Raw genomic sequence first — 24,484 nt, forward strand, 5'->3', positions numbered from 1 at the left:
ACCTAACTATCCAACCTGAGCACAGCAAGGAAGGCTTCTTGTGGAATTTCCACGTTGCCCACTTGCTTCATGCGTTTCTTACCGGCCTTCTGCTTTTCCAACAGCTTGCGCTTACGGCTAACGTCACCACCGTAGCATTTGGCCAGTACGTTCTTTCTGAGCGCCTTGACGGTTGTCCGCGCCACAATCTGCCCGCCAATGGCGGCCTGGATTGCCACGTCGAACATCTGCCGAGGAATCAGTTCCTTCATCTTCTCGGTCAACGCACGCCCTTTGTAGTGCGCGTTGTCACGGTGCACGATCAATGCCAGGGCGTCGACTTTCTCACCGTTGATCAGCACATCCAGCTTGACCAGATTAGCCGATTGGTAACGATCGAAATGATAATCCAGCGAAGCATAGCCACGACTGGTGGATTTGAGGCGGTCGAAGAAGTCCAGGACCACTTCGTTCATCGGCAGGTCGTAGGTCACCTGGACCTGGCTGCCAAGGAACAGCATGTCGTGCTGCACGCCACGCTTCTCGATGCACAGGGTAATGACGTTACCCAGGTGCTCTTGCGGCACAAGAATATTCGCCCGCACGATCGGCTCGCGCATGTCTTCGATGGCCGACAGATCCGGCAACTTCGATGGGTTATCGACGTAGATCGTCTCACCGTTCTTCAGTTGCAGCTCGAAAATCACCGTCGGCGCCGTGGTGATCAGGTCCAGGTCGTATTCGCGCTCCAGGCGCTCCTGGATGATTTCCATGTGCAGCATGCCGAGGAAGCCGCAACGGAAGCCGAAGCCCAGTGCGTCGGAGCTTTCCGGGGTGTATTGCAGCGACGAGTCGTTCAGCGTGAGCTTTTGCAGGGCTTCGCGGAAGTCTTCGAAGTCGTCGGAACTGACCGGGAACAGGCCAGCATAGACCTGCGGCTGAATGCGCTTGAAGCCAGGCAGCACTTCGACATCGGGGGTCGAACTCAGGGTCAGGGTGTCACCGACCGGCGCACCATGAATGTCCTTGATACCGGCGATGATGAAGCCTACTTCACCGGCCTTCAGGTCAGCGGTAGCGGTGTGTTTCGGGTTGAATACACCGACGCTGTCCACCAGATGGATCTTGCCGGTGGACTTCACCAGGATCTTGTCACCCTTCTTCACGCGGCCATGGCGCACGCGAACCAGGGACACGACGCCCAGGTAATTGTCGAACCAGGAGTCGATGATCAACGCTTGCAGCGGATCCTCGATGTTGCCGGTCGGCGCAGGAATGGTGGTGACCAGGCGCTCCAGCACCTCGTCGACACCCAGGCCGGTCTTGGCGCTGCAGGTCACGGCGTCGGTAGCATCGATACCGATGATCTTCTCGATCTCTTCCTTGACCCGATCCGGATCGGCCTGCGGCAGGTCGATCTTGTTCAGCACCGGCATGACTTCCAGGCCTTGCTCGATGGCGGTGTAGCAGTTGGCGACCGACTGCGCTTCCACGCCCTGGCCGGCGTCGACCACCAGCAGGGCACCTTCACAGGCAGCCAGCGACCGGCTGACTTCGTAGGTGAAGTCCACGTGGCCTGGGGTGTCGATGAAGTTCAGCTGGTAGTTGATACCGTCGCGGGCTTTGTAATAGAGGGTAACGCTGTGGGCCTTGATGGTGATCCCGCGTTCACGCTCAAGGTCCATGGAGTCCAGAACCTGGGCTTCCATTTCGCGCTCGGCCAGGCCGCCGCACATCTGGATGAAGCGATCGGCCAGAGTCGACTTGCCATGGTCAATGTGGGCGATGATGGAGAAATTGCGGATATGACTCAAATCACTCACGGGTCAACACTCAAAAAGGCTGCAGGCATAGCCCGCCGAAAAATAGCCGGGAATTGTACCTGATAGACGACGCAAGCGTCACGTTCGCCTGTCAGTGGCGCCTAAACGCAAAACGCCCCGGTCTTTCGACAGGGGCGTTTCTCATACGGGCGGCGTCGTTGGCGCCTGTCAGCCGGCCCGACGCAGCAGCCAGAACCCGGCCAGCGCACAGAAAGCGGCCGGCACCAGCACCGCGAACAGCGGCGAGAAGCCGAATACCAGGCTCGATGGGCCCAGCAGGTCCTGGGCGATGCGGAAGGTGAACCCTACCAGCACGCCAGTGAACACCCGCTGGCCGAGCGTCACGGAACGCAACGGACCAAAAATGAACGAGATCGCCATCAATACCAGGGCTGCGGTGACCAGCGGCTGCAGCACCTTGACCCAGAACGCCAGCCAGTAGCGACCGTTGTTCAGGCCCTGATCGGCCAGGTAATGGATGTATCCCCACAGGCCGCTGATCGACAACGATTCCGGCGCCATCACCACCGTGCTCAGCAATTGCGGGCTCAACGCCACATCCCAACGCTCTTGAGGGCTGCTGACGACTTCGGTGTGGCCTTCGCGGAAATAGGTGGTGGTCACGTCGCTCAGCTGCCAGAAGTTCTCTTCGAAGCGAGCCTGGCGGGCAAAGCTCGAGGACAGCATGTGTCGCTGATCGTCGAAGCGATAACGGGTCACGCCATACAGCAAACCGTTGGGTTGCACGGCGTTGATGTGGATGAATTCCTCACCCTGGCGGTGCCACAGGCCGCGCTTGGAGCTTTGCGCGTCGCCCGAACCCTGGGCCAGCGCACGGCTGGCCTGCGCCTGGCTTTCAGTGGCCGGAGCGACGTATTCGCCAATCAGCACGCCGGCCACCATCAGGAACAGCATCGGCTTCATGACCGCCCAGACGATCCGCCCGACGGACACGCCGGCGGCCCGCATGATGGTCAGCTCACTGTTGCTGGCCAGGCTGCCCAGGCCGATCAGGCAGCCAATCAGGGCCGCCATCGGCAGCATTTCGTAGAGCCGGCGAGGCGCCGTCATGACCACGAAGCTCAGCACGTCCATCACGGTGTAGCTGTCGCTGACGCTACCCATCTCGTCGATGAAGGCAAACAGCGACGCCAGGCCGAGAATGATCCCCAATACCGCCAGGATGGCCAGCAGGACACTGTTACCGATGTAGCGATCGAGCTTAACCACGAGCCACCTCCTTCATGCTGCGGCGGCTCGCCAGCTTCAGACGCAAAGGCTCCCAGTACAGCAATCCGAGGCCAATCAATAGGAATATTCCGTGCACCCACCACAGGCCCAGCGATTGCGGCAGCTTGCCTTTCTCCAGCGAGCCACGGGCCGCGATCAGGATGGTCAGGTACGCCATATAAAGAAGAATCGCCGGCAACAGCTTGAGGAAGCGGCCCTGCCGTGGGTTCACCCGGGACAGCGGCACCGCCATCAGGGTCACGATGAACACCAGCAGCGGCAGGGAAAGACGCCATTGCAGCTCGGCATTGGCGCGCATGTCCTGGCTGCCGATCAGATCGCGGGTTGGCATGGCGTCGCGATCCGTGACCTCGTCGCTGACGTCCGGCTTGGCCAGCAATACGCCATAGGTGTCGTACTTGATGATCCGGTAATCGGCCTGGCCCGGATTACCGTCGTAGCGATAACCGTTTTCCAGAATCAGATAGCGGTTGCCGTCAGGACGAATGTCCTGGTGCCCCTTCTCCGCCACCAACACCGAAATACCCTGGTCCTTCTTGTCCTTGCTCTGGCGTTTTTCCGAAATGAACACGCCGCCCAGGTTGGCGCGGTCATCGGACAAATGCTCGGTATAGGTAACCCGCGTACCGTCGTTGAGCGCCTGGAAACGCCCCGGCACCAGGGTGTCGAACTCGGTCATGGCGTCCTGCTTGTTCAGCAGCAACTGGAACTGATTGGCCCCCTGCGGCGCCAGGCTCAGGCTCAGCCACGCCACCAGCAGCGCCACCAGCGCAGCCGGGATCATGGTCATGCCCAGCAGGCGCTGCTGGCTCATGCCGGTAGCCGAGAGCACGGTCATTTCGCTTTCGAGGTACAGGCGGCCGTAGGCCAGGAGAATGCCGAGGAACAACCCCAGCGGCAGGATCAGTTGCAAAAAGCCCGGCAGGCGAAAGCCCATGATCAAGAACAGCGAGCCCGGGTCCAATGCGCCCGAGGCCGCTTGCGCGAGGTATTTGACGAAACGTCCGCTCATGATGATGACCAGCAGAACGGCACTCACGGCGCTCAGGGTCAGCAAGACTTCACGGGATAGATAACGGAAGACGATCAAACCAGACACTCCAGGGTTGTCAGGCTAAGGCGGCCAAACAAGCAAACACGGCCCATGCAGCCGAGCCGCCGAAAAAAGATGGCGCATTATCCTGTGATTGCATGCGCCTGTCACTGCGCATGCTCAGGCAGCTCTCCAAAGCGGCGAAGTTCGCTCATGCGAGGGTTGTCAGCCTCGACCGCCCGGGTTCAAACTGGCGACCCTGTCGTCGGCTGCCGCCGGCGCCTCTCCTTATAAAAAGCTACAGACATGACAAGCCTGGCGCACGGCATCGGCCCTGCGCTCTTTGACCATTAATTCAGGGACCCGGACATGGAACTGGTTGTAAAAAGCGTTAGCCCGGAAACGTTGAAGACCGCCACCCTGGTGGTCGCCGTCAGCGAAGGCCGCAAGCTCGGTAGCGTTGCCAAACAACTCGACGAGCTCAGTGGCGGCGCCATCAGCGCAGTACTCAAGCGCGGCGACCTGGAAGGCAAGGTCGGCCAAAGCCTGCTGTTGCACGCCCTGCCGAACCTGAAGGCCGAACGCGTCCTGCTGGTTGGGACCGGCAAGGATGCCGAACTGGGCGACCGTCCGTTCCGCAAGATCATCAGCGGCATCCTCAATACCCTCAAGGGCCTGGGCGGCAGCGATGCCGTGCTGGCGCTGGATGAAGTCGTGGTCAAGGGCCGCGACAGCTACGGCAAGACCCGCCTGCTGGCCGAAACCCTGGTGGACGGCGAATACAGCTTCGACCAGTTCAAGAGCCAGAAGACCGAACCGCGCGCCCTGAAGAAAGTCACCCTGCTGACCATCAAGGCCGCGCAGTCCGAAGTCGAGCGCGCCGTGGCCCACGCCAGGGCGATCGCCAATGGCATGGCGTTCACCCGCAACCTGGGCAACCTGCCGCCGAACATCTGCCACCCGACCTTCCTCGGCGAACAGGCCAAGGCCCTGGGTAAAGAATTCAAGACACTGAAAGTCGAAGTCCTGGACGAGAAGAAGATCAAGGAACTGGGCATGGGCTCGTTCTATGCCGTAGGCCAGGGCAGCGCCCAGCCGCCACGCCTGATCGTCATGCAATACAACGGCGGCAAGAAATCCGAGAAACCGTACACCCTGGTGGGCAAGGGCATCACCTTCGACACCGGCGGCATCAGCCTCAAACCCGGCGCCGGCATGGATGAAATGAAGTACGACATGGGTGGCGCCGCCAGCGTGTTCGGCACCCTGCGTGCCGTGCTGGAACTCAAGCTGCCGATCAATCTGGTATGCATCCTGGCCTGTGCCGAGAACATGCCGAGCGGCACCGCTTCGCGCCCGGGCGACATCGTCACCACCATGAGCGGCCAGACCGTGGAAATCCTCAACACCGACGCCGAAGGCCGCCTGGTGCTGTGCGATGCCCTGACCTACGCCGAGCGCTTCAAGCCACAGGCGGTGATCGACATCGCCACCCTGACCGGCGCCTGCGTGGTCGCCCTCGGTTCCCATACCTCGGGCCTCCTGGGCAACAACGACGAACTGATCGGCCAATTGCTCAGCGCTGGCGTTCAGGCGGACGACCGTGCCTGGCAACTGCCGCTGTTCGATGAATACCAGGAACAGCTGGACAGCCCGTTCGCCGACATCGCCAACATCGGCGGCCCGAAAGCCGGCACCATCACCGCTGCCTGCTTCCTGTCGCGCTTCACCAAGCAGTACAACTGGGCGCACCTGGATATCGCCGGTACCGCCTGGACCAGCGGCGGCAAGGACAAGGGCGCCACTGGCCGTCCGGTGCCCCTGCTGACCCAGTACCTGCTGGACCGCGCCAAAGCCTGAAACCTATGACCTCGGGGTGCGCCGCCCACACGCGGCGCACTCCCGAGTCCAGGAACCGCAATGACCAAAGTCGACTTCTATATTCTTCCCAGCGCGGATCCTTCGGCGCGTCTGGACTTCGCCTGCAAGCTCACCGACAAAGCCTGGCGCATGGGACACCGCATCTACCTGCATTGCAGCGACGCGGCCCAGCGCGATGAGCTCGATGCCCGCCTGTGGCGCTTCAAGGGCGAAACCTTCGTCCCGCACGGCCCTGCCGAAAGCGAGCCGGATGGCGTGATCGTTCTCGGCCTGGGCGATGATCCCGGCGAGCACCATGACCTGCTGGTCAACCTGGACCTGAAAGTCCCGGCCTTTGCCCAGCGCTTTGCGCGCATTGCCGAAGTGGTGGTGGAAGACCCGACTATTCGTCAGGCTGCTCGCGAGAGTTTCCGTTTCTACCGCGAACAGGGATATCCTCTGCAAGATCACCGTTTACAGCGACTCTGAGCCATCGATGGACACTCCCAAACCGCTGCAAAAGTCCGCGCACCTGCTGGATGACCTCGAGTCCATCCGCCAACTGCTCGGCGATGACAACCTGCAACCTCCGCTGCTGACCGAGACCGTCGACGGCGAAGTGCAAATTCCACTGCTGTTCGACATGGTCGGCGGCAAACCTGCCACCGCCCCCCGCGAAGAGGCACCGGCAGAACCGCACTCCGCCCCCGCGCCCGTGGCCCAGCCGCAACCTGCTCCCGTGGCTGCCGCTCCAGCCGTCGCGCCGGCACCGGCGCCCGCGCCGAAAAGCCAGGATGCCCTGCTGCACCTGGACAGCGAACTGCGCGCCGCCGCGCAACTGATCATGCAGGACGTGATCGACGACTTCGCCCCGCACATCGAAACCGAAATCAAGCGCCGCCTCGATGCACGAATGGATCGCTTGCTGAGCCAGTACGACGCCTGACCCCCACCTTATTTAGCGAACAAACCTCGCAGCCACAGGCCACCAGGCGTCCGTGGCAGCGAGGCTTGGTCGCGACGACGCCTGGCAACAGGCAGAAATCCCCGCTCATTGGGCAATTTTCGCCCTCCCGCTGTCAGCCCGCTCTACGCGCATCGGCTCATCCCCGCTATACTTCCCGGCTTTTCCTGAATAAATGCCAATAGGGTCCCGCCGCGCATGGATAAGACCTACCAGCCGCACGCCATTGAAACTTCCTGGTACCAGACCTGGGAGTCAGAGAATTACTTCGCCCCGCAAGGCGCGGGCGACTCGTACACCATCATGATTCCGCCACCGAACGTCACTGGCAGCCTGCACATGGGCCATGGCTTCAACAACGCGATCATGGATGCCTTGATCCGCTTCCGCCGCATGCAGGGCCGCAACACCCTGTGGCAGCCGGGTACCGACCACGCCGGTATCGCCACGCAGATGCTGGTGGAGCGCCAGATCGAAGCCCAGGGCCAGAATCGCCACGATCTGGGCCGGGAGAAATTCCTCGAGAAAGTCTGGGAATGGAAAGACCAATCCGGCGGCAACATCAGCCGTCAGATCCGCCGCCTGGGCTCGTCCGTGGACTGGAGCCGCGAGCGCTTCACCATGGACGACGGCCTCTCCGAAGCCGTCAAGGAAGCCTTCGTACGCCTGCACGAAGACGGCCTGATCTACCGCGGCAAGCGCCTGGTCAACTGGGACACCAAGCTGCACACGGCGATTTCCGACCTCGAAGTGGAAAACCACGACGAAAAAGGCTCGCTGTGGAACCTGCGCTACCCGCTGGCCGATGGCGCCAAGACCGCTGAAGGCCTGGACTACCTGATCGTCGCCACCACTCGCCCGGAAACCATGCTCGGCGACTCCGCCGTGGCCGTTAACCCGGAAGACGAGCGCTACAAGGCACTGATCGGCAAATTCGTCGAACTGCCGCTGGTGGGCCGCCGCATCCCGATCATCGCCGACGATTACTGCGACCCTGAATTCGGCACCGGTTGCGTGAAAATCACCCCGGCCCACGATTTCAACGACTACGAAGTCGGCAAGCGCCACAACCTGCCGCTGCTGAACATCTTCGACAAGAACGCCAACGTGCTGCCGGCTGCCCAGGTGTTCAACCTGGACGGCACGCTGAACGACAGCATCGACGGCAAGATCCCGGCTGAATACGCCGGTCTCGACCGTTTCGAAGCACGCAAGCAGATCGTCGCCGCGTTCGACGCCGCCGGCCTGCTGGTCAGCGTCGACGACCACGCCTTGAAAGTGCCGAAAGGCGACCGCTCCGGCACCATCATCGAGCCGTGGCTGACCGACCAGTGGTACGTCTCCACCAAGCCCCTGGCCGAGCCGGCCATTGCCGCCGTGGAAGACGGCCGCATCGCGTTCGTGCCCAAGCAGTACGAAAACATGTACTTCTCCTGGATGCGCGATATCCAGGACTGGTGCATCAGCCGCCAGCTGTGGTGGGGCCACCGCATCCCGGCCTGGTACGACGAGTCGGGCAAGGTCTATGTAGGCCGCGACGAAGCCGAAGTGCGCGCCAAGCACAACCTCGGCCCCGACGTCGCCCTGCAACAGGACAACGACGTCCTCGACACCTGGTTCAGTTCGGGCCTGTGGACCTTCTCCACCCTGGGCTGGCCGGAGCAGACCGAGTTCCTCAAGACCTTCCACCCGACCGACGTGCTGGTGACCGGTTTCGACATCATTTTCTTCTGGGTCGCCCGGATGATCATGCTCACCATGCACCTGGTGAAGAACGAGGACGGCACGCCGCAGGTTCCGTTCAAGACCGTGTACGTTCACGGCCTGGTTCGCGACGGCCAGGGCCAGAAGATGTCCAAGTCCAAGGGCAACGTCCTTGACCCGCTGGACATCATCGACGGCATCGACCTGGAAACCCTGGTGCAGAAACGCACCACCGGCATGATGCAGCCGCAACTGGCGAAGAAGATCGAGAAGCAGACCCGCCAGGAATTCGCCGACGGCATCGCCAGCTACGGCACCGACGCCCTGCGCTTTACCTTCTGCTCGCTGGCTTCCACCGGTCGCGACATCAAGTTCGACATGGGCCGCGTCGAAGGCTATCGCAACTTCTGCAACAAGATCTGGAACGCCGCGCGCTACGTACTGGACAAGGGCGAAGACTGCGGCCAGAACGGCGAAGCCTACGAGCTGTCGCTGGCCGATCGCTGGATCATCTCCCAGCTGCAACGCACCGAAGCCGAAGTGACCCGCCAGCTGGACCAGTTCCGCTTCGACCTCGCGGCCCAGGCGCTGTACGAGTTCATCTGGAACCAGTACTGCGACTGGTACCTGGAGCTGTCCAAGCCAGTGCTGTGGGACGAGAACGCGCCGGTCGAGCGCCAGCGCGGCACCCGTCGCACCCTTGTGCGCGTACTGGAAGTGGCGCTGCGCCTGGCCCACCCGTTCATGCCATTCATCACCGAAGAAATCTGGCAGCGCCTGGCGCCGCTGGCCGGTATCCAGGGCAAGACCATCATGCTGCAGCCGTGGCCGGTGGCCGTTGAGGCGCGCATCGACCCGGCCGCCGAAGACGACATCGAATGGCTCAAGGGCCTGATGCTCGGCACCCGTAACATCCGCGCCGAAATGAACATCGGCCCGGGCAAGCCACTGGCCTTGTTCCTGAAGAACACCAGCGCCGAAGACCAGCGCCGCCTGAGCGAAAACGAGACCCTGCTGAAGAAGCTGGCCAAACTCGAATCGATCACCGTGCTGAAGGCCGGCGACGAAGCACCGCTGTCCGCCACCGCCCTGGTCGGCGAAATGGAAGTGCTGGTGCCGATGGCCGGCCTGATCGACAAGGGTGCCGAACTGGCGCGCCTGGACAAGGAAATCCAGCGCCTGCAAGGCGAAGTGCAGCGGGTCGGCGGCAAGCTGTCCAACGCCGCCTTCGTCGACAAGGCCCCTGCCGAAGTCATCGACAAGGAACGCGCCAAACTGGCCGAGGCCGAACAGGCCCTGGGCAAGCTGGCCGAGCAGCACGCACGGATTTCCAGCCTGTAACGGCAATTCGAGCGGTAATAAAAAGGGAGCCCCGCAAAGGGCTCCCTTTTTTGTGCCCGACCGACAGGCTTGGCGCTTCTGTAGGAGCACAGCTTGCTGGCGATAAAGGTAACGCGGTGTGCCAGGAATAACGCTTCGCGGGCAAGCCTCGCTCCTACAGAGGCCACGCGGCCTGGGTAGATATGGGACAATGCCCGCCACTTTGAGCCATACCCGAACCGATTTCGCCCATGACCGCCCCCCGCCCTCCCAAAGCTCCGCGTAAAAAGCCTCAACCTGCTGCTCCGGCCAAGGCCGTCGCGCCGCGGGAAAAGGCCAGCCTGCACCCGCGCAATCGCCATCAAGGCCGCTATGACTTCCCGCAATTGATCAAGAGCACGCCGGAGCTGGGGGCCTTCGTGATCCTCAACCCTTACGGCAAGGAGAGCATCGACTTCGCCAACCCGGCAGCGGTGCGCGTGTTCAACCGGGCGTTGCTCAAGGCGTTCTACGGCATCGCCCATTGGGATATTCCAGCTGACTTTCTTTGCCCTCCGGTCCCCGGTCGCGCCGATTACGTGCACTTTTTGGCCGACCTGCTGGCCGCGCACAACGAAGGCGTGATTCCCCGTGGCGCGGCGGTGCGGGTGCTGGACATCGGCGTCGGCGCCAACTGCATCTATCCGCTGCTCGGCCATTCTGACTATCGCTGGCAGTTCCTCGGTTCCGACATCGATACCACCGCCCTCGCCGCCGCCAAGGCGATCGTCCAGGCCAATGGTCTGGACAAGGCCATTGGCCTGCGCCAGCAAGCCAACCGCAAGCAGATCCTGCTGGGGCTGCTGGAGAGCGGCGAACGCTTCGACCTGACCCTGTGCAATCCACCGTTCCACGCGTCCCTGGAGGAAGCCACCCGCGGCAGCCAGCGCAAATGGCGAGCCCTGGGCAAGGCCGACCCCAAGCGCAAATTGCCGGTGCTGAACTTTGGCGGCCAGGCCGCGGAGTTGTGGTGCGAAGGTGGCGAAGCACGTTTCGTGACCCAGTTGATCGGCGAAAGCGCCCAGGTGGCGCAACAGGTGTTGTGGTTCAGCACCCTGGTGTCGAAAGCCTCGAACCTGCCGGCCATTCAAGCCGCGCTGAAAAAAGCCGGGGCGCTGGAAAGCCAGGTGGTGGAAATGTCACAGGGGCAGAAACAGAGCCGCTTCGTCGCCTGGACCTTCAAGGACAAGGCACAGCAACAGGCCTGGCGCCAGGAGCGTTGGGTTCGCAAGGGTTAGCTAGAAGGGGAAAAACGCCGATTTACATTGCGTAAATCGTTGCGGCCCAAGGCCGGCAAACCGTGCCCGGAAGTTCTTCCTGGGCACGGTCTTACTGCAGTCTTACTTGTTGATCGAGTCGGTCAGGCCTTTAGCCACAACCAGCTTGATAACTTTCTTGGCAGCGATTTCGATGGCAGCGCCAGTCGATGGGTTACGGCCAGTACGGGCAGGACGCTCAGTCACTTTCAGCTTGCCGATACCTGGCAGAGTGATTTCGCCGCCATTTTCCAATTGATCAGCAACGATCTGGGCCAGCTGGTCCAGAGCGTTACGCGCGGTGGTTTTCGGCGCGTCGATAGCTTCAGCGATATCAGCGATCAGTTGGTCTTTAGTAATAGCCATTGTGGTGTTCCTTCCCTATCAAATTCATTTGGATTGCAGAGTGCAGTGTCAGCCATCGAGCCAGATCTTGTGGATCTGGCACCCCGGTCACAACCACGAAAGATCGGGGTTATAGATACCGAAATCAGGGTTTGGTTCGACCTGACAAATGCTGAATGCACGCTTAACGCCGAGACATCGCGTAAGACGGGGCAAAACTAGCACAGAGACGGGGAAATATCCGCCTCTACCTAGCCATTTGGTCAGCTTTATTGCTCTAAATTCGCAAAAAAATACATAAGCTTGACCCAAGCCGCCTTCCACCCCCTTCAAACAGCGCCAAAACCAGCGGGTGCGGTACACTGGGCACTTTTTCGGGGAGCTACGCCCTCTCCCGCCAACCAGCCGAGAAGCCCATGCCGATCCGCCATTGCATCGTCCACCTGATCGACAAAAAACCCGACGGCACACCCGCAGTTCTTCACGCCCGCGACTCCGAACTGGCTGAGTCCGCGGCCATCGAGAACATGCTTGCCGATCTCAACGAAAGCTATAACGCCAAACAAGGCAAAGCCTGGGGCCTGTTCCATCCGGAGTCGGGCGCGTTCCCCTTCAGCGGCTGGCTGAAGGAATACCTCGACGGCGCCCAGGACTTCACCGCCTTCAGCCGCGTCGCGGTCGAGCATCTGCAGAAGCTGATGGAAGAGTCCAACCTGTCGGTCGGCGGCCACGTGCTGTTCGCCCACTACCAGCAAGGCATGACCGACTACCTGGCCATCGCCCTGCTGCACCACAGCGAAGGCGTGGCGGTGACCGACGAGCTGGACGTGACCCCGTCGCGCCACCTAGACCTGGGCCAATTGCACCTGGCGGCGCGAATCAACGTCTCCGAGTGGCAGAACAACAAGCAGTCCAAGCAGTACATCTCGTTCATCAAGGGCAAGAACGGCAAGAAGGTCTCGGAATACTTCCGCGACTTCATCGGCTGCCAGGAAGGCGTCGATGGCCCGGGCGAAACCCGCACCCTGCTCAAGGCGTTCAGCGACTTCGTCGAAAGCGAAGACCTGCCCGAAGACTCGGCCCGCGAGAAAACCAAGACCCTGGTGGATTACGCCAGCAGCCAGGCCAAGCTGGGCGAACCCGTGGGCCTGGAAGAGCTCTCGGAACTGATCGACGAAGACCGCCCCAAGGCGTTCTACGACCACATCCGCAACAAGGACTATGGCCTGTCCCCGGAAATTCCCGCGGACAAGCGCACCCTCAACCAGTTCCGCCGCTTCACCGGTCGCGCCGAAGGCTTGTCCATCAGCTTCGAGGCGCACCTGCTGGGCTCGAAGATCGAGTATGACGAAGAAGCCGGCACCCTGATCATCAAGGGCCTGCCGACCCAACTGACCGACCAGCTCAAGCGCCGCAACTGATGCTGCACGGCGTGTTGAAGAAATTCCTGCTGATCCTGCTGGTGGTTGTGGCGTACCAGAACTGGGGCAAGGTCGAACGGCTGTTCAACCCATCGGAAATGGCCCCGGAGCAAGTCCGGGCCAACGCCCGGGTGGTGCTCTACGCCACCGACTGGTGCGGCTACTGCAAGGCCACCCGGCGCTTTCTCGATCAGAAGGGCATTGCCTTTCGCGAGTTCGATATCGAGAAAGATGCCGAGGCGCGCAAGGCGTATGAAGCCTTGGGTGGACGAGGAATCCCGATCCTCGATGTGAACGGCACACTGATCCGCAATTACGATCCCGACGCGATCATGGCGGCGTTGTAGCCGCTGCGGCCGGTCTACGCGACCTATCAACGAAGCAGGCGGCCGAAGCCTGAGGTTGCCGAAGGCCTGCGGCCTTATCGCAGCCTTCGGCAGCGGCTAGGGTCGCATGAAGTCACACAGCCTCGATACGGAACCCCAGGCGCGGGAAGTGCACATGCACCAACCCGCCACGCGGGTCTTCGCGGCGCAGGATCAACTCTTCGCGCCCGGCAAACAGCAACTCCCCCGCCACTGGATCGACGCCATAGTCGGTCGCCGCAATCTGCACCGGCTGGCCAGCCTGGAAACCGTTTGGATCAGTGAAGGCCTCGTCCGGCAAGGCTGCGGGTGTAGCGCCACGTGCCACTTCGAGCGCCTCTTCGGAGGTCATCGCACTCGAAGCGCCATGGCCAAAACCCAGTACCCGCGCCAGCCATGCCGACACGGCCGGATAGGCGTCCACCAGCGGCGCCGTCACCGGCGTGCCCTTGAGGAACCACAGGGGATGGGCCAGGGCGAAGTCGGCAATCGACGGATCGCCGAACAGAAAGTCGCCCTCCTCGCGCTGCAACTGCAACTCCAGGCGCGCCATGAGCGTCGGCCATTGATGCTTGGCCAATTCCAGCGGCACACGGGTGGAGCTGCCGCCGCTGAACAGCCCGGCACGGTCGGCCATGAACGCCTTGACCGCTTCCGGCGGCAAGTGGCCGAAACGCACGGCCGCCGACTCGGGTTGAAACACCAGGCTCACCGCATGCTGGAACACCACCGAATCAGCCCAGGCCGCGAAAGTCGCGCAGATCATCTCGCGGCCTTCGGGGAACAGCGCAGGCAAAGCCTTTTCCTGCTCCAGCCGCCGCGCGATCAATGCCGTATCGCAGTAGATATCGGCACCGACCTGCAACACCGGGGTCTTGCGATAACCACCAGTGAGCGCCGTGAGATCGGGTTTGGGCATCACCGGCGAGATCTTCACCGAACGCCAGGACAAACCCTTGAAGCCGAGCAACAACCGCGCTTTTTCCGCGAAAGGCGAGGTCGGGTAATGGTGCAGAATCAACTCTGACATGCTGGGGTCCACCGGATAAGTAGGAAGAACCAGCTTAGCGTGCAAATTACTGGCAGCCCACCGTTCTGCCTGATGGCCACGTATCAGTCGGCTTGATAAGCCACGGCCGCCGAAGCCACCAGGCACTCCTTGGCGCTTTTCTTGAGTTTCTTGATCAGCCGCTCCTGGCGCAGGGCTTCGCTTTTGTCGCGGCAGGCTTCGGTGTAGACCAGCGCGACGGCCGGGCTGGAGAGGAAGAACCGTGCGCCCTTGCCGCTCTGGTGCTTGGCGAAGCGCTTGACCGGGTCGTCGCTGATGCCGCAATACAAGGCGCCGTTGGCGGCGCGCACCAGGTAGACAAACCAGGGTTTGCTCGCCGCGGGCAAGGGTTCGGAGTCGTTGGCGGGGGATGGGTTGGGGCGGGTCACGGTGATCGCGGCGTGTGGAAACAAGCCGCGATCTTACCAGAGGCGAGGATTCAGCGGCCGGCCTGGAAGGCTTTCAGGCCTTTGCGGGCCTGGGCGCGCACGGCGTTTTTCAGCAGCGGGGTCCAGCCGAGGAGCAGGCCCTTGGTGCCCAGGGCCTGGCGGGCCCAGCGCCACATATTGAAATGATCGTGGTGTTCACAGATCTTGCCGTCGCGAAACACGAAGCGTGCCTGGATATCGTTGACCACGGTATTGCCGGTCTGGCTGAACAGATAGGTCGCCACCCAATGGGCGCCGCCGCTGCGCTCATCGGCACGCACGGTGTCGAAGGTCAGCGAGAAGTCCTTGGCCCGGGTGGTGAGCATGCGCCACATGTCACCGGCGTCGCGGCCGCGCAGCTCGCCGAACGCCGGATCACTGAACAGCACGTCCTCGGTGTAGCAGGCGGCCATGGCCTCGGCATCCAGGCGCTGGAAGGCGCTGTAGAACTCAGTGATCAAGGCGCGGTGGGCATCACTCATGAACAGGCTCCGACTCAGCAAGAAGATGCCTGCACGATAGTCCGCAAACCCGGGAAACACTATCGGCATTCGCCGCGCAAATACCGACAGTGAGCGAGTTCAGATTTTTTCGCTTTCGACCTGCACATAGAGCGAACGCCCGGCGCCCAGGCCGGCGGCGATGGCTCCCAGGCCGATCACCGCGAAAATCCAGCCCAGGGCCGTCCAGCCCCCGGTCCAGTCATGCACCAGGCCGACCGCGAACGGGCCCATCGAGGCCAGGGTGTAGCCGATCCCCTGGGCCATGCTCGAGAGATTGGCCGCTACATGCGCGTCCCTCGAACGCAATACGATCAGCGTCAGCGCCAGGCTGAAGGTACCGCCCTGCCCCACGCCCAGCAGGATCGCCCAGCCCCACAGGCCGTCGACCGGCGCATACAGGCAGCCGAACAGGCCGCCCAAGGTGAGCAGCATCACCACCACGATCGCCAGGCGCTGATCCTTGCCCCGCGTCGCCAGCCAGGGCGCGGCCAGCGAACTGGCGAGCTGGACGATCACCGAACCGGACAGCACCAGCCCGGCCTGGGTCGGACTCAGGCCACGGCCGATAAGGATCGACGGCAGCCAGCCAAAGACGATGTAGGCCAGCGAGGATTGCAGGCCCATGTACAGCGTCACTTGCCAGGCGAGAGGGTCGCGCAGCAAACCGCGCACCCGGTACGCCGCCTGGTGCGCGCCCTGCCGCTTGCCGACCTGGGGCAACCAGAACAGCGCCGCCGCCAGCGCCGGCAGTGCCCAGAACCCGAGGCCCAGCGCCCAGCTGTTATCGAAGTGCTGGCTCAACGGCACGGTCGCCCCCGCCGCCATCGCCGCGCCCAGGCACAGGGCCATGGTGTAGACGCCGGTCATGGTGCCCGCATGTTTGGCGAAATCGCGCTTGACGATGCCCGGCAGCAATACTCCGATCACGCCGATGCTGGCGCCGCCTAGGATGCTGCCGGCGAATAGGCCGACTTCCCCCAAAGAGCTGCGTAGGATGATCCCGCACGCCAGCGCCAGCAGGATGCCGAGCACCACGCGCTCGGCGCCGAAGCGCCGCGCCAGCACCGGGGCCAGAGGCGCGAACAGCCCCAGGCACAGCACCGGCAAGGTGGTCAGCAAGCCGGCCTGGGCTGCCGACAATCCGAGGCTGCGCGACACCTCGCTGAGCAGCGGCGCCATGCTCGACAAGGCCGGGCGCAGGTTCAGCGCCACCAGGATCAGCCCCAGCAGCAACAGCCATGGGCGGCGCAGCACCGGATGACTGTGCTGGACCTCGGCATCGTCGGCCTCGGCGTCGATCAGCAGTTCTTCGAGTTCGGCCTCGCGGCGGGGGGCCGCGACAGGTGGCGGGTTATTGGCCTGGTGGCTGGACATGGCGTTCTCGGTCTCAAGGTTCATTGATCAACTGCCGCGAAAGAGCCTTGGCTCGCTCGGGGTCGCGCTGCTCGACGGCATCCAGCAAGTCGATGTGCAGATCGAACACGGCCTGGCGCCGAGGGTGGATGTTCAGGGTCTGGCGCAGTTGCGCGCCGACCACGCTGGAGAAATAGCGGTACAGCTCGCTGAGGGTGGGGTTATGCGCCGCATCCACCAGGCGCCCGTGAAACGCCAGGTCGCAGGCGATGTAGCTTTCCAGGTCGCCGTGATAGTGATTGCCGCTGAGGGCCAGGGCCTCGCGCAGCTCCAGCAGGTCCAGCTCGGTACGGCGCAGGGCCGCCAGGCCGATGGCCTCCGTCTCGATGATCTGCCGGGTCTCGCGCGCCTGCTCCAGGGAACATTGGGACAGGGCCTTGAGGGTATCCAGCGGATCGACCACCGCACGCAGGTAGCTGCCATCGCCCTGGCGAATTTCCACCAGCCCGGAAAACGCCAGGACCCGCATGGCTTCGCGCACGGTATTGCGGCTGATGCCCAGTTCCGCCGCCAGTTCCGGCTCGGTCGGCAGGCGCTGGCCAATGCTCCAGGCACCGTCGTTGATGCGCTGGCGCAATTGCTCCAGGGCCTGATCGACCAGGGAACGCTTAATCAAAGGAGAGATTTCTGTCATATGCCGTCGCCTTTTCATCCAATCATCGGATGAATTTTCCTGGCATGGTAGTCAGCTTTTTACGCGGGAACAACCAGGCCTGACGTGGAAAGATCGCAATCGCAAAGGCAAACCCGGCAGCGGGCGCGTGAAAACCCAGGCAAAAATAAACCCGGCGCCAGGCCGGGTTTATTTTCAGGCCAATGCCTGGATCAGTGCAGGATCTGGCTCAGGAACAACTTGGTCCGCTCGTTCTGCGGGTTATCGAAGAAGTCGTTCGGCGCCGCCTGTTCGACGATTTCACCCTTGTCCATGAAGATCACCCGGTTGGCCACGGTGCGGGCGAAGCCCATCTCATGGGTCACGCAGAGCATGGTCATGCCGTCTTCGGCCAGGCCGATCATGGTGTCCAGAACCTCTTTCACCATTTCCGGGTCGAGGGCCGACGTCGGCTCGTCGAACAGCATGATCTTGGGCTTCATGCACAGCGCCCGGGCAATCGCCACGCGCTGCTGCTGGCCGCCGGAGAGCTGGCCGGGGTATTTGTTCGCCTGCTCCGGAATGCGCACGCGTTCCAGGTAATGCATGGCGATTTCCTCGGCCTTGCGCTTGGGCATCTTGCGGACCCACATCGGCGCCAGGGTGCAGTTCTGCAGGATGGTCAGGTGCGGGAACAGGTTGAAGTGCTGGAACACCATGCCGACTTCACGGCGGATCGCCTCGATCTGCTTGAGGTCGTTGGTCAGTTCCACGCCATCGACCACGATGCGGCCCTGCTGGTGTTCTTCCAGGCGGTTCAGGCAGCGGATGGTGGTCGACTTGCCCGAGCCCGAAGGCCCGCACAGCACGATCCGCTCGCCCTGCTTGACGTTGAGGTTGATGTCCTTGAGCACGTGGAACTGGCCGTACCACTTGTTCACGCCCTGCATCTGAATAATGCCTTCAGGGCCCACAGGCTTTTTGATCGCTTCACTCATGGAGATACTCCTAACGCTTGTGGCCTGTGTCCAACTTACGCTCCAGATGCATGGAGTAGCGGGACATACCAAAACAGAAAATCCAGAACACCAGGGCCGCGAAGACATAGCCTTCGGTGGCCATACCCAGCCATTTCGGGTCGGCGGCGGCTTGTTTCACGCTGTTGAGCAGGTCGAACAGGCCGATGATGATCACCAGGCTAGTGTCCTTGAACAGGGCGATGAAGGTGTTGACGATGCCGGGAATCACCAGCTTCAGGGCTTGCGGCAGGATCACCAGGCCCATGCTGCGCCAGTAACCGAGGCCCATCGCGGCTGCGGCTTCGTACTGCCCCTTGGGAATCGCCTGCAGGCCGCCGCGCACCACTTCGGCGATATACGCCGACTGGAACAGGATCACCCCGATCAGCGCCCGCAGCAGCTTGTCGAAGTTCATGCCTTCGGGCAGGAACAGCGGCAGCATCACCGACGACATGAACAGCACGGTAATCAGCGGCACGCCACGCCAGAACTCGATGAAGGTCACGCAGACCACACGAATCGCCGGCATGTTCGAACGCCGTCCCAATGCCAGCACGATGCCCAGCGGCAAGGCGCCGGCGATGCCGACGGTGGCGATCACCAGGGTCAGCATCAGGCCGCCCCACTGGCTGGTGGCGACGTTGGCCATGCCGAACAGGCCGCCATGCAGCAGGAAGTAGGCAATGATCGGGTACAACACCAGGAAGCCCAGGCCGTAGATCGCCTTGCGCGGCACGCGCGGGATGAACAGTGGCGCCACGCCGATCACCGCCAGCCACACGGTCAGGTCCACGCGCCAGCGCAGGTCCGCCGGGTAGTAGCCGTACATGAACTGGCCGAAGCGCTGCTGGATGAACACCCAGCAGGCGCCTTCCTTGGTGCAGTCGGCGCGGGTGGTGCCGACCCAGTTGGCGTCGAAGATCGCCCAGCTGAGGATCGGCGGTACCACCAGGTAGATCAGGTAGAAGGCAAACAGGGTCAGCAGGGTGTTGATCCAGCTGGAGAACATGTGTTCCCGCATCCACGCCACGACCCCGATGCTGCTGGAAGGAGGTGGCATGTCGGGTTTGAAAGTATGAGTGCTCATGCGCGTTTCCTCACCGCTCGATCAGCGCAATGCGCTTGTTGTACCAGTTCATCAGCAGGGAAATGCTGATGCTGATCGCCAGGTACACGCTCATGGTGATGGCAATGACTTCGATGGCCTGGCCGGTCTGGTTCAGCACCGTGCCGGCAAACAGCGAAACCATTTCCGGGTAGCCGATACCGGCCGCCAGGGACGAGTTCTTCGCCAGGTTCAGGTATTGGCTGGTCAGCGGCGGAATGATCACTCGCAAGGCCTGCGGGATGATGACCTTGCGCAGCGTCGGGCCATTGCGCAGGCCGAGGGAACGAGCCGCTTCGGTCTGGCCGTGGCTGACCGACTTGATCCCCGAACGCACGATCTCGGCGATGAACGCCGCGGTGTAGACGGTCAGGGCCAGGGTCAAAGCCAGCAGTTCCGGGATCAGCACCCAGCCACCGACAAAGTTGAAGCCCTTGAGCTCCGGCATTTGCCAATGCACCGGGGCGCCGAAAACCAGCGTGCACAACGCCGGAATCGCCAGGAACAGCGCCAGGCCGGTCCAGAACTTGTGGAACGGCACGCCGGTTTCTTCGAAACGCTTGTTGGCCCAGCGGCACATCAGCACGATCGCCACGATGGCGACCACAACGCTCGTCACAAAGGGCCAGAAGCCGTCGGCCATCAGGGCCGCGGGCATGTTCAGGCCACGGCTGCTGACAAAGAAGGTGTCACCGAAGTTGTGGCTGTTGCGCGGCCCCGGCATGGTCAGGAATACCGCGAAATACCAGAACAGGATTTGCAGCAGCGGCGGGATGTTGCGGAACACTTCCACATACACGGTCGCCAGTTTGCTGATGATCCAGTTCTGCGACAGGCGCGCCACACCGACGATGAAACCGAGGATGGTCGCCAGGATCACGCCGATGAACGTCACCAGCAGGGTGTTGAGCAGGCCGATCACGAACACCCGGGCGTAGCTGTCCGCCTCGGTGTAGGAGATCAGGTGCTGAGCGATGCCGAAGCCGGCGCTGCGCTCGAGAAAGTCGAAGCCGGAAGTAATCCCCCGGTGCTGAAGGTTGGTTTGAGTGTTATCGAACAGGTACCAGCCAAGCGAGATCACGGCCACGACGGTAATGATCTGGAATAGCCACGCACGCACTCGTGGATCGCTGAGGCTGAGCCTCTGCTTTGGTGCGCCGATTGAATTTTGCATGAAGTGCCCCGGAAGAAATGGAACAAGAACATCACCCGGCGGTTGGCCCGCCGGGTGATAGAACCATTAGCGCACTGGTGGTGCGTACTGAATGCCGCCGTTGTTCCACAGGGCGTTCAAACCGCGGTCGATTTCCAGAGGAGTGCTCTTGCCGAGGTTTTTCTCGAAGATTTCGCCGTAGTTGCCGACTTGCTTGACGATCTGCACGACCCAGTCCTTCGGCAGTTTCAGGTCTTTGCCGTACTCGCCGTCGGCGCCGAGCATACGGGCAACATCAGGGTTCTTGGTCGACTTGGCTTCGGCTTCGACGTTCTTCGAAGTGATGCCCGCTTCTTCGGCATTGAGCAGCGCGTAGCCGGTCCAGCGGACGATGGCCAGCCACTCGTCGTCGCCGTTACGCACCACCGGGCCCAGCGGCTCCTTGGAAATGGTTTCCGGCAGAACCACGTAGTCCTTCGGCGAGGCCAGCTTGCTGCGCTGGGCGAACAGCTGGGACTTGTCGGAGGTCAGCACGTCGCAACGACCGGACTCCAGCGACTTGGCGCTTTCGTCGGAGGTGTCGAAGGTGATCGGGGTGTATTTCAGGCCGTTGCCGCGGAAGTAGTCGGAAACGTTCAGCTCGGTGGTGGTGCCGGCCTGGATGCAGATGGTCGCGCCGTCCAGCTCCTTGGCGCTCTTGACGCCCAGCTTGTTATTCACCAGGAAACCGATGCCGTCGTAATAAGTGATGAAGCCCGGGAATTTCAGGCCCATGCCCGCATCGCGGGAGCTGGTCATGGTGGTGTTGCGCGACAGGATGTCGATTTCGCCCGATTGCAGCGCGGTGAAACGCTCCTTGGCGTTCAACTGGCTGAATTTCACCTTGGTCGCATCGCCGAATACCGCGGCGGCCACGGCGCGGCAGAAGTCGGCGTCGATGCCGAGGATCTTGCCGGTGGCGTCCGGTACCGAGAAGCCCGGCAGACCGTCGCTCACACCGCACTGCACGAAGCCTTTCTTCTGCACCGCATCCAGGGTCGCACCGGCCTGCGCGAAGCCGCTCATGCCCAGTACCGCGGCGGTCGTGACGACAGCCAGGGTGGATTTCAACATCTTCATTCAAACCTCCAGTTTTGCTCTTGTTGTGTCGGAGCTTGAGCCTTGCCGCACCCTTATGAGGCGCTGTTGACCCTTGTTGGCTTTTTTTGGGGTCAAGCGGCGTAAGACTTTAGCTATGAGTCTAGTAGGAGAAAATCCATTTAAGAGAAAACCCATACTCACCAAGCGACCGAACGGGCTGTAGCCCCATACCATGTTCGCGAAGCCCGTAGCGGCCACTGGCGAACGTTCATCACCGGATCATTGCTATCCCACACCCATCGGTAGCCTGATAGTGTTACCGCCAGGGTGAGTGCAATCACGTCACTGAACGGCTATAGCAAAGCCCGTACCAGAGTGCTGGCCAAGGCAGTTCAGGCAGGGGTCAAGAGCAAAACTTGCAGCCTTGCGACATCTTTTTCACTGATCAACCAAGCGCGCACCGCTATCACGCACCGCCAAGGCGCGCGCGCACCTATATGGAGCAACCATGACCGAGCCCTTGATTCTTCAGCCCAGCAAGCCCGTCGATGCCTGCGTGATCTGGCTTCATGGCCTGGGCGCCGACCGCTACGACTTCCTGCCGGTGGCCGAGGCGCTGCAGGAAAGCCTGCTGACCACCCGCTTCGTCCTGCCCCAGGCACCGACCCGCGCCGTGACCATCAATGGCGGTTATGCCATGCCCAGCTGGTACGACATCCTGGCCATGAGCCCGGCACGGGCAATCAACCGCGAACAGCTGGACGAGTCGGCAAAACGCCTGACCGACCTGATCGAAGAACAGCGCGCCAGCGGAATAGACCCTTCGCGGATTTTCCTCGCCGGTTTCTCCCAGGGTGGCGCGGTCGTGCTGCATACCGCCTTCCTTAAATGGCAGGGCCCGCTGGGTGGCGTGCTTGCCCTCTCCACCTATGCCCCGACATTCAGCGATGACCTCGAGCTGTCGGCCAGCCAGCAGCGGATTCCGACCTTGTGCCTGCACGGCCAGTACGACGAGGTGGTGCAGAACTCCATGGGCCGCACCGCCTACGAGTACCTGAAACACCATGGTGTCACCGTGACATGGCAGGAATACCCAATGGGCCACGAAGTGTTACCCGAAGAAATTCGTGACATCGGCGCCTGGCTCAGCGAGCGTTTGCGCTGAATCGATAAGTTTGGTAGCCCGTTGAGCAATCCACTACGCCGCGCCCGATTCTTGCATTACACTGCCCGGCGTACATTCCTTAACCAATTGATGAGATGACCGTGCTCAAAGCACTCAAGAAAATCTTCGGTAAAAGCGAGGCTGAGCAGCTCGCGCCAGGCTCCAGCCCATCTTCCTCCAGCCCCAGCAGCCGTACCGACGGCCATCAGCCGGAACGGACCGCGCCTGCCGCCATAGTCAAGCAAGAGCCGGTGGCCCCAGCCGCTCCGACGGCCCAGCCGGCGCCGTACAGCGACAAGCCCAAGGCCGAACAGCCGCGCCGCCCGCGCGCACCAAAACCACCGGTGAGCACCTGGAAACTGGAAGACTTCGTCGTCGAACCGCAGGAAGGCAAGACCCGCTTCCATGACTTCAAGCTCGCGCCGGAACTGATGCACGCCATCCACGACCTGGGCTTCCCTTACTGCACGCCGATCCAGGCCCAGGTACTGGGTTTCACCCTGGCCGGCAAAGACGCCATCGGCCGCGCCCAGACCGGTACCGGCAAGACCGCCGCGTTCCTGATCTCGATCATCACCCAGCTGTTGCAGACCCCACCGCCCAAAGAGCGCTACATGGGCGAGCCACGGGCGCTGATCATCGCGCCGACCCGCGAACTGGTGGTACAGATCGCCAAGGATGCGGCCAGCCTGACCAAATACACCGGCCTCAACGTGATGACCTTCGTCGGCGGCATGGACTTCGACAAACAGCTCAAGCACCTCGAAGCCCGCCATTGCGACATCCTGGTAGCCACCCCGGGCCGCCTGCTGGACTTCAACCAGCGCGGCGACGTGCACCTGGACATGGTCGAAGTGATGGTGCTGGACGAAGCCGACCGCATGCTCGACATGGGCTTCATCCCCCAGGTGCGCCAGATCATTCGCCAGACCCCGCCGAAAAGCGAACGCCAGACCCTGCTGTTCTCCGCCACCTTCACCGACGACGTGATGAACCTGGCCAAGCAGTGGACCACCGACCCGGCGATCGTCGAGATCGAAGCCGAGAACGTGGCCAGCGCCAACGTCGAACAGCACATCTATGCGGTGGCCGGCGCCGACAAGTACAAGCTGCTGTACAACCTGGTCAACGACAACGGCTGGGAACGGGTCATGGTCTTCGCCAATCGCAAGGATGAAGTGCGGCGCATCGAGGAACGCCTGGTACGCGATGGCGTGAACGCCGCCCAGCTGTCCGGCGACGTGCCGCAGCACAAGCGCATCAAGACCCTGGAAGGTTTCCGCGAAGGCAAGATCCGCGTGCTGGTAGCCACCGACGTTGCCGGTCGCGGCATCCACATCGACGGCATCAGCCACGTGATCAACTTCACCCTGCCGGAAGTGCCGGACGACTACGTGCACCGCATCGGCCGTACCGGCCGGGCTGGCGCCGACGGCGTATCCATCAGCTTCGCCGGCGAGGACGACTCCTATCAGCTGCCGTCGATCGAGGCGCTGCTGGGTCGCAAGATCAGCTGTGAAATGCCGCCAACCGAGCTGTTGCGCCCGGTGGAGCGCAAACGCCCGAAAGCCTGAGCAACATCGTTGTAGGAGCGAAGCTTGCTCGCGATGAACGATAA

The 24,484-nt window shown here is 62.2% G+C and carries 22 protein-coding genes; 9 read left to right on the forward strand and 13 right to left on the reverse strand.

Features of this window, described 5'->3' with window-relative positions:
- Positions 1-2: 2 nt before the first annotated feature.
- The 3 genes from lepA to lptF all read right to left on the reverse strand — a co-directional run bounded on the left by lepA (position 3) and on the right by lptF (position 4,143).
- The gene (gene lepA, locus BLV20_RS08525) at positions 3-1,802 is read right to left on the reverse strand and encodes a translation elongation factor 4 (RefSeq protein WP_092299660.1); all 1,800 of its coding nucleotides are present in this window, start codon (positions 1,800-1,802) and stop codon (positions 3-5) included.
- A 168-nt stretch (positions 1,803-1,970) separates the two neighbouring features.
- Positions 1,971-3,032, reverse strand: a complete 1,062-nt coding sequence (lptG, locus tag BLV20_RS08530; protein WP_092299663.1) for an LPS export ABC transporter permease LptG — start codon at positions 3,030-3,032, stop codon at positions 1,971-1,973.
- Positions 3,025-4,143 carry an LPS export ABC transporter permease LptF gene (lptF, locus tag BLV20_RS08535; RefSeq protein WP_092299666.1) on the reverse strand — a complete coding sequence of 373 codons (1,119 nt, stop codon included), beginning with the start codon at positions 4,141-4,143 and terminating at the stop codon, positions 3,025-3,027. The genes lptG and lptF overlap by 8 nt, the downstream gene beginning before the upstream one ends.
- 312 nt (positions 4,144-4,455) lie before the next feature.
- Here lptF and BLV20_RS08540 point away from each other — a divergent pair, with 312 nt between their 5' ends.
- From BLV20_RS08540 to rlmF, 5 genes are all read left to right on the forward strand, one after another.
- Positions 4,456-5,946, forward strand: a complete 1,491-nt coding sequence (locus BLV20_RS08540; RefSeq protein WP_092299669.1) for a leucyl aminopeptidase — start codon at positions 4,456-4,458, stop codon at positions 5,944-5,946.
- Between the two features lie 60 nt (positions 5,947-6,006).
- Entirely contained in the window at positions 6,007-6,435 is a 429-nt protein-coding gene (locus BLV20_RS08545) for a DNA polymerase III subunit chi (protein WP_092299672.1), read from the forward strand.
- Positions 6,436-6,442: 7 nt separating this feature from the next.
- Complete coding sequence (locus BLV20_RS08550) at positions 6,443-6,892, forward strand: DNA polymerase III subunit chi (RefSeq protein WP_092299675.1); 450 nt, start codon at positions 6,443-6,445, stop codon at positions 6,890-6,892.
- A 216-nt stretch (positions 6,893-7,108) separates the two neighbouring features.
- Positions 7,109-9,955, forward strand: coding sequence for a valine--tRNA ligase (locus tag BLV20_RS08555; RefSeq protein ID WP_092299678.1), 2,847 nt, complete (start codon positions 7,109-7,111; stop codon positions 9,953-9,955).
- A gap of 230 nt (positions 9,956-10,185) precedes the next feature.
- On the forward strand, positions 10,186-11,211 hold the full coding sequence (gene rlmF, locus BLV20_RS08560) for a 23S rRNA (adenine(1618)-N(6))-methyltransferase RlmF (protein WP_092299681.1): 1,026 nt from the start codon (positions 10,186-10,188) through the stop codon (positions 11,209-11,211).
- Between the two features lie 102 nt (positions 11,212-11,313).
- Here rlmF and BLV20_RS08565 read toward each other — a convergent pair whose 3' ends face one another.
- Positions 11,314-11,595: an HU family DNA-binding protein gene (locus tag BLV20_RS08565; protein WP_007932138.1), complete on the reverse strand. Its 282-nt coding sequence runs from the start codon at positions 11,593-11,595 to the stop codon at positions 11,314-11,316.
- A 395-nt stretch (positions 11,596-11,990) separates the two neighbouring features.
- Between BLV20_RS08565 and yejK the strand changes: the two genes are divergently transcribed.
- Together yejK and BLV20_RS08575 are read left to right on the forward strand one after the other, a co-directional pair.
- Complete coding sequence (yejK, locus tag BLV20_RS08570; RefSeq protein WP_092299684.1) at positions 11,991-12,995, forward strand: nucleoid-associated protein YejK; 1,005 nt, start codon at positions 11,991-11,993, stop codon at positions 12,993-12,995.
- Entirely contained in the window at positions 12,995-13,342 is a 348-nt protein-coding gene (locus BLV20_RS08575) for a glutaredoxin family protein (RefSeq protein ID WP_092299687.1), read from the forward strand. Before yejK ends, BLV20_RS08575 begins: the two co-directional genes overlap by 1 nt.
- Positions 13,343-13,454: 112 nt before the next feature.
- Here the strand turns inward: BLV20_RS08575 and BLV20_RS08580 are convergent, their stop codons facing one another.
- The 9 genes from BLV20_RS08580 to BLV20_RS08620 form a co-directional block, all read right to left on the reverse strand.
- The gene (locus BLV20_RS08580; protein WP_092299690.1) at positions 13,455-14,390 is read right to left on the reverse strand and encodes a glutathione S-transferase family protein; all 936 of its coding nucleotides are present in this window, start codon (positions 14,388-14,390) and stop codon (positions 13,455-13,457) included.
- An 83-nt stretch (positions 14,391-14,473) separates the two neighbouring features.
- The gene (locus tag BLV20_RS08585; protein ID WP_092299824.1) at positions 14,474-14,797 is read right to left on the reverse strand and encodes a GIY-YIG nuclease family protein; all 324 of its coding nucleotides are present in this window, start codon (positions 14,795-14,797) and stop codon (positions 14,474-14,476) included.
- 50 nt (positions 14,798-14,847) lie between these two features.
- A complete protein-coding gene (locus tag BLV20_RS08590) occupies positions 14,848-15,318 on the reverse strand; it encodes a nuclear transport factor 2 family protein (protein ID WP_092299693.1) in 471 nt (156 codons plus the stop codon).
- A 99-nt stretch (positions 15,319-15,417) separates the two neighbouring features.
- Entirely contained in the window at positions 15,418-16,737 is a 1,320-nt protein-coding gene (locus tag BLV20_RS08595; protein ID WP_092299696.1) for a CynX/NimT family MFS transporter, read from the reverse strand.
- Positions 16,727-17,386, reverse strand: coding sequence for a FadR/GntR family transcriptional regulator (locus tag BLV20_RS08600; protein WP_092299699.1), 660 nt, complete (start codon positions 17,384-17,386; stop codon positions 16,727-16,729). Before BLV20_RS08600 ends, BLV20_RS08595 begins: the two co-directional genes overlap by 11 nt.
- A 191-nt stretch (positions 17,387-17,577) precedes the next feature.
- Entirely contained in the window at positions 17,578-18,342 is a 765-nt protein-coding gene (locus BLV20_RS08605) for an amino acid ABC transporter ATP-binding protein (protein ID WP_009047107.1), read from the reverse strand.
- Positions 18,343-18,352: 10 nt separating this feature from the next.
- Positions 18,353-19,450 carry an amino acid ABC transporter permease gene (locus BLV20_RS08610; RefSeq protein ID WP_092299702.1) on the reverse strand — a complete coding sequence of 366 codons (1,098 nt, stop codon included), beginning with the start codon at positions 19,448-19,450 and terminating at the stop codon, positions 18,353-18,355.
- 10 nt (positions 19,451-19,460) lie between these two features.
- Complete coding sequence (locus BLV20_RS08615; RefSeq protein ID WP_092299705.1) at positions 19,461-20,642, reverse strand: amino acid ABC transporter permease; 1,182 nt, start codon at positions 20,640-20,642, stop codon at positions 19,461-19,463.
- A 66-nt stretch (positions 20,643-20,708) separates the two neighbouring features.
- Complete coding sequence (locus BLV20_RS08620; protein WP_092299708.1) at positions 20,709-21,740, reverse strand: amino acid ABC transporter substrate-binding protein; 1,032 nt, start codon at positions 21,738-21,740, stop codon at positions 20,709-20,711.
- Between the two features lie 469 nt (positions 21,741-22,209).
- Here BLV20_RS08620 and BLV20_RS08625 point away from each other — a divergent pair, with 469 nt between their 5' ends.
- Both BLV20_RS08625 and rhlB read left to right on the forward strand, forming a co-directional pair.
- Positions 22,210-22,866, forward strand: coding sequence for an alpha/beta hydrolase (locus BLV20_RS08625; protein WP_092299712.1), 657 nt, complete (start codon positions 22,210-22,212; stop codon positions 22,864-22,866).
- A gap of 95 nt (positions 22,867-22,961) precedes the next feature.
- The gene (rhlB, locus tag BLV20_RS08630) at positions 22,962-24,440 is read left to right on the forward strand and encodes an ATP-dependent RNA helicase RhlB (protein WP_092299714.1); all 1,479 of its coding nucleotides are present in this window, start codon (positions 22,962-22,964) and stop codon (positions 24,438-24,440) included.
- Positions 24,441-24,484 lie beyond the last annotated feature (44 nt).

The organism is Pseudomonas sp. NFIX28, from assembly GCF_900107395.1.
Taxonomy (GTDB): Bacteria; Pseudomonadota; Gammaproteobacteria; order Pseudomonadales; family Pseudomonadaceae; genus Aquipseudomonas.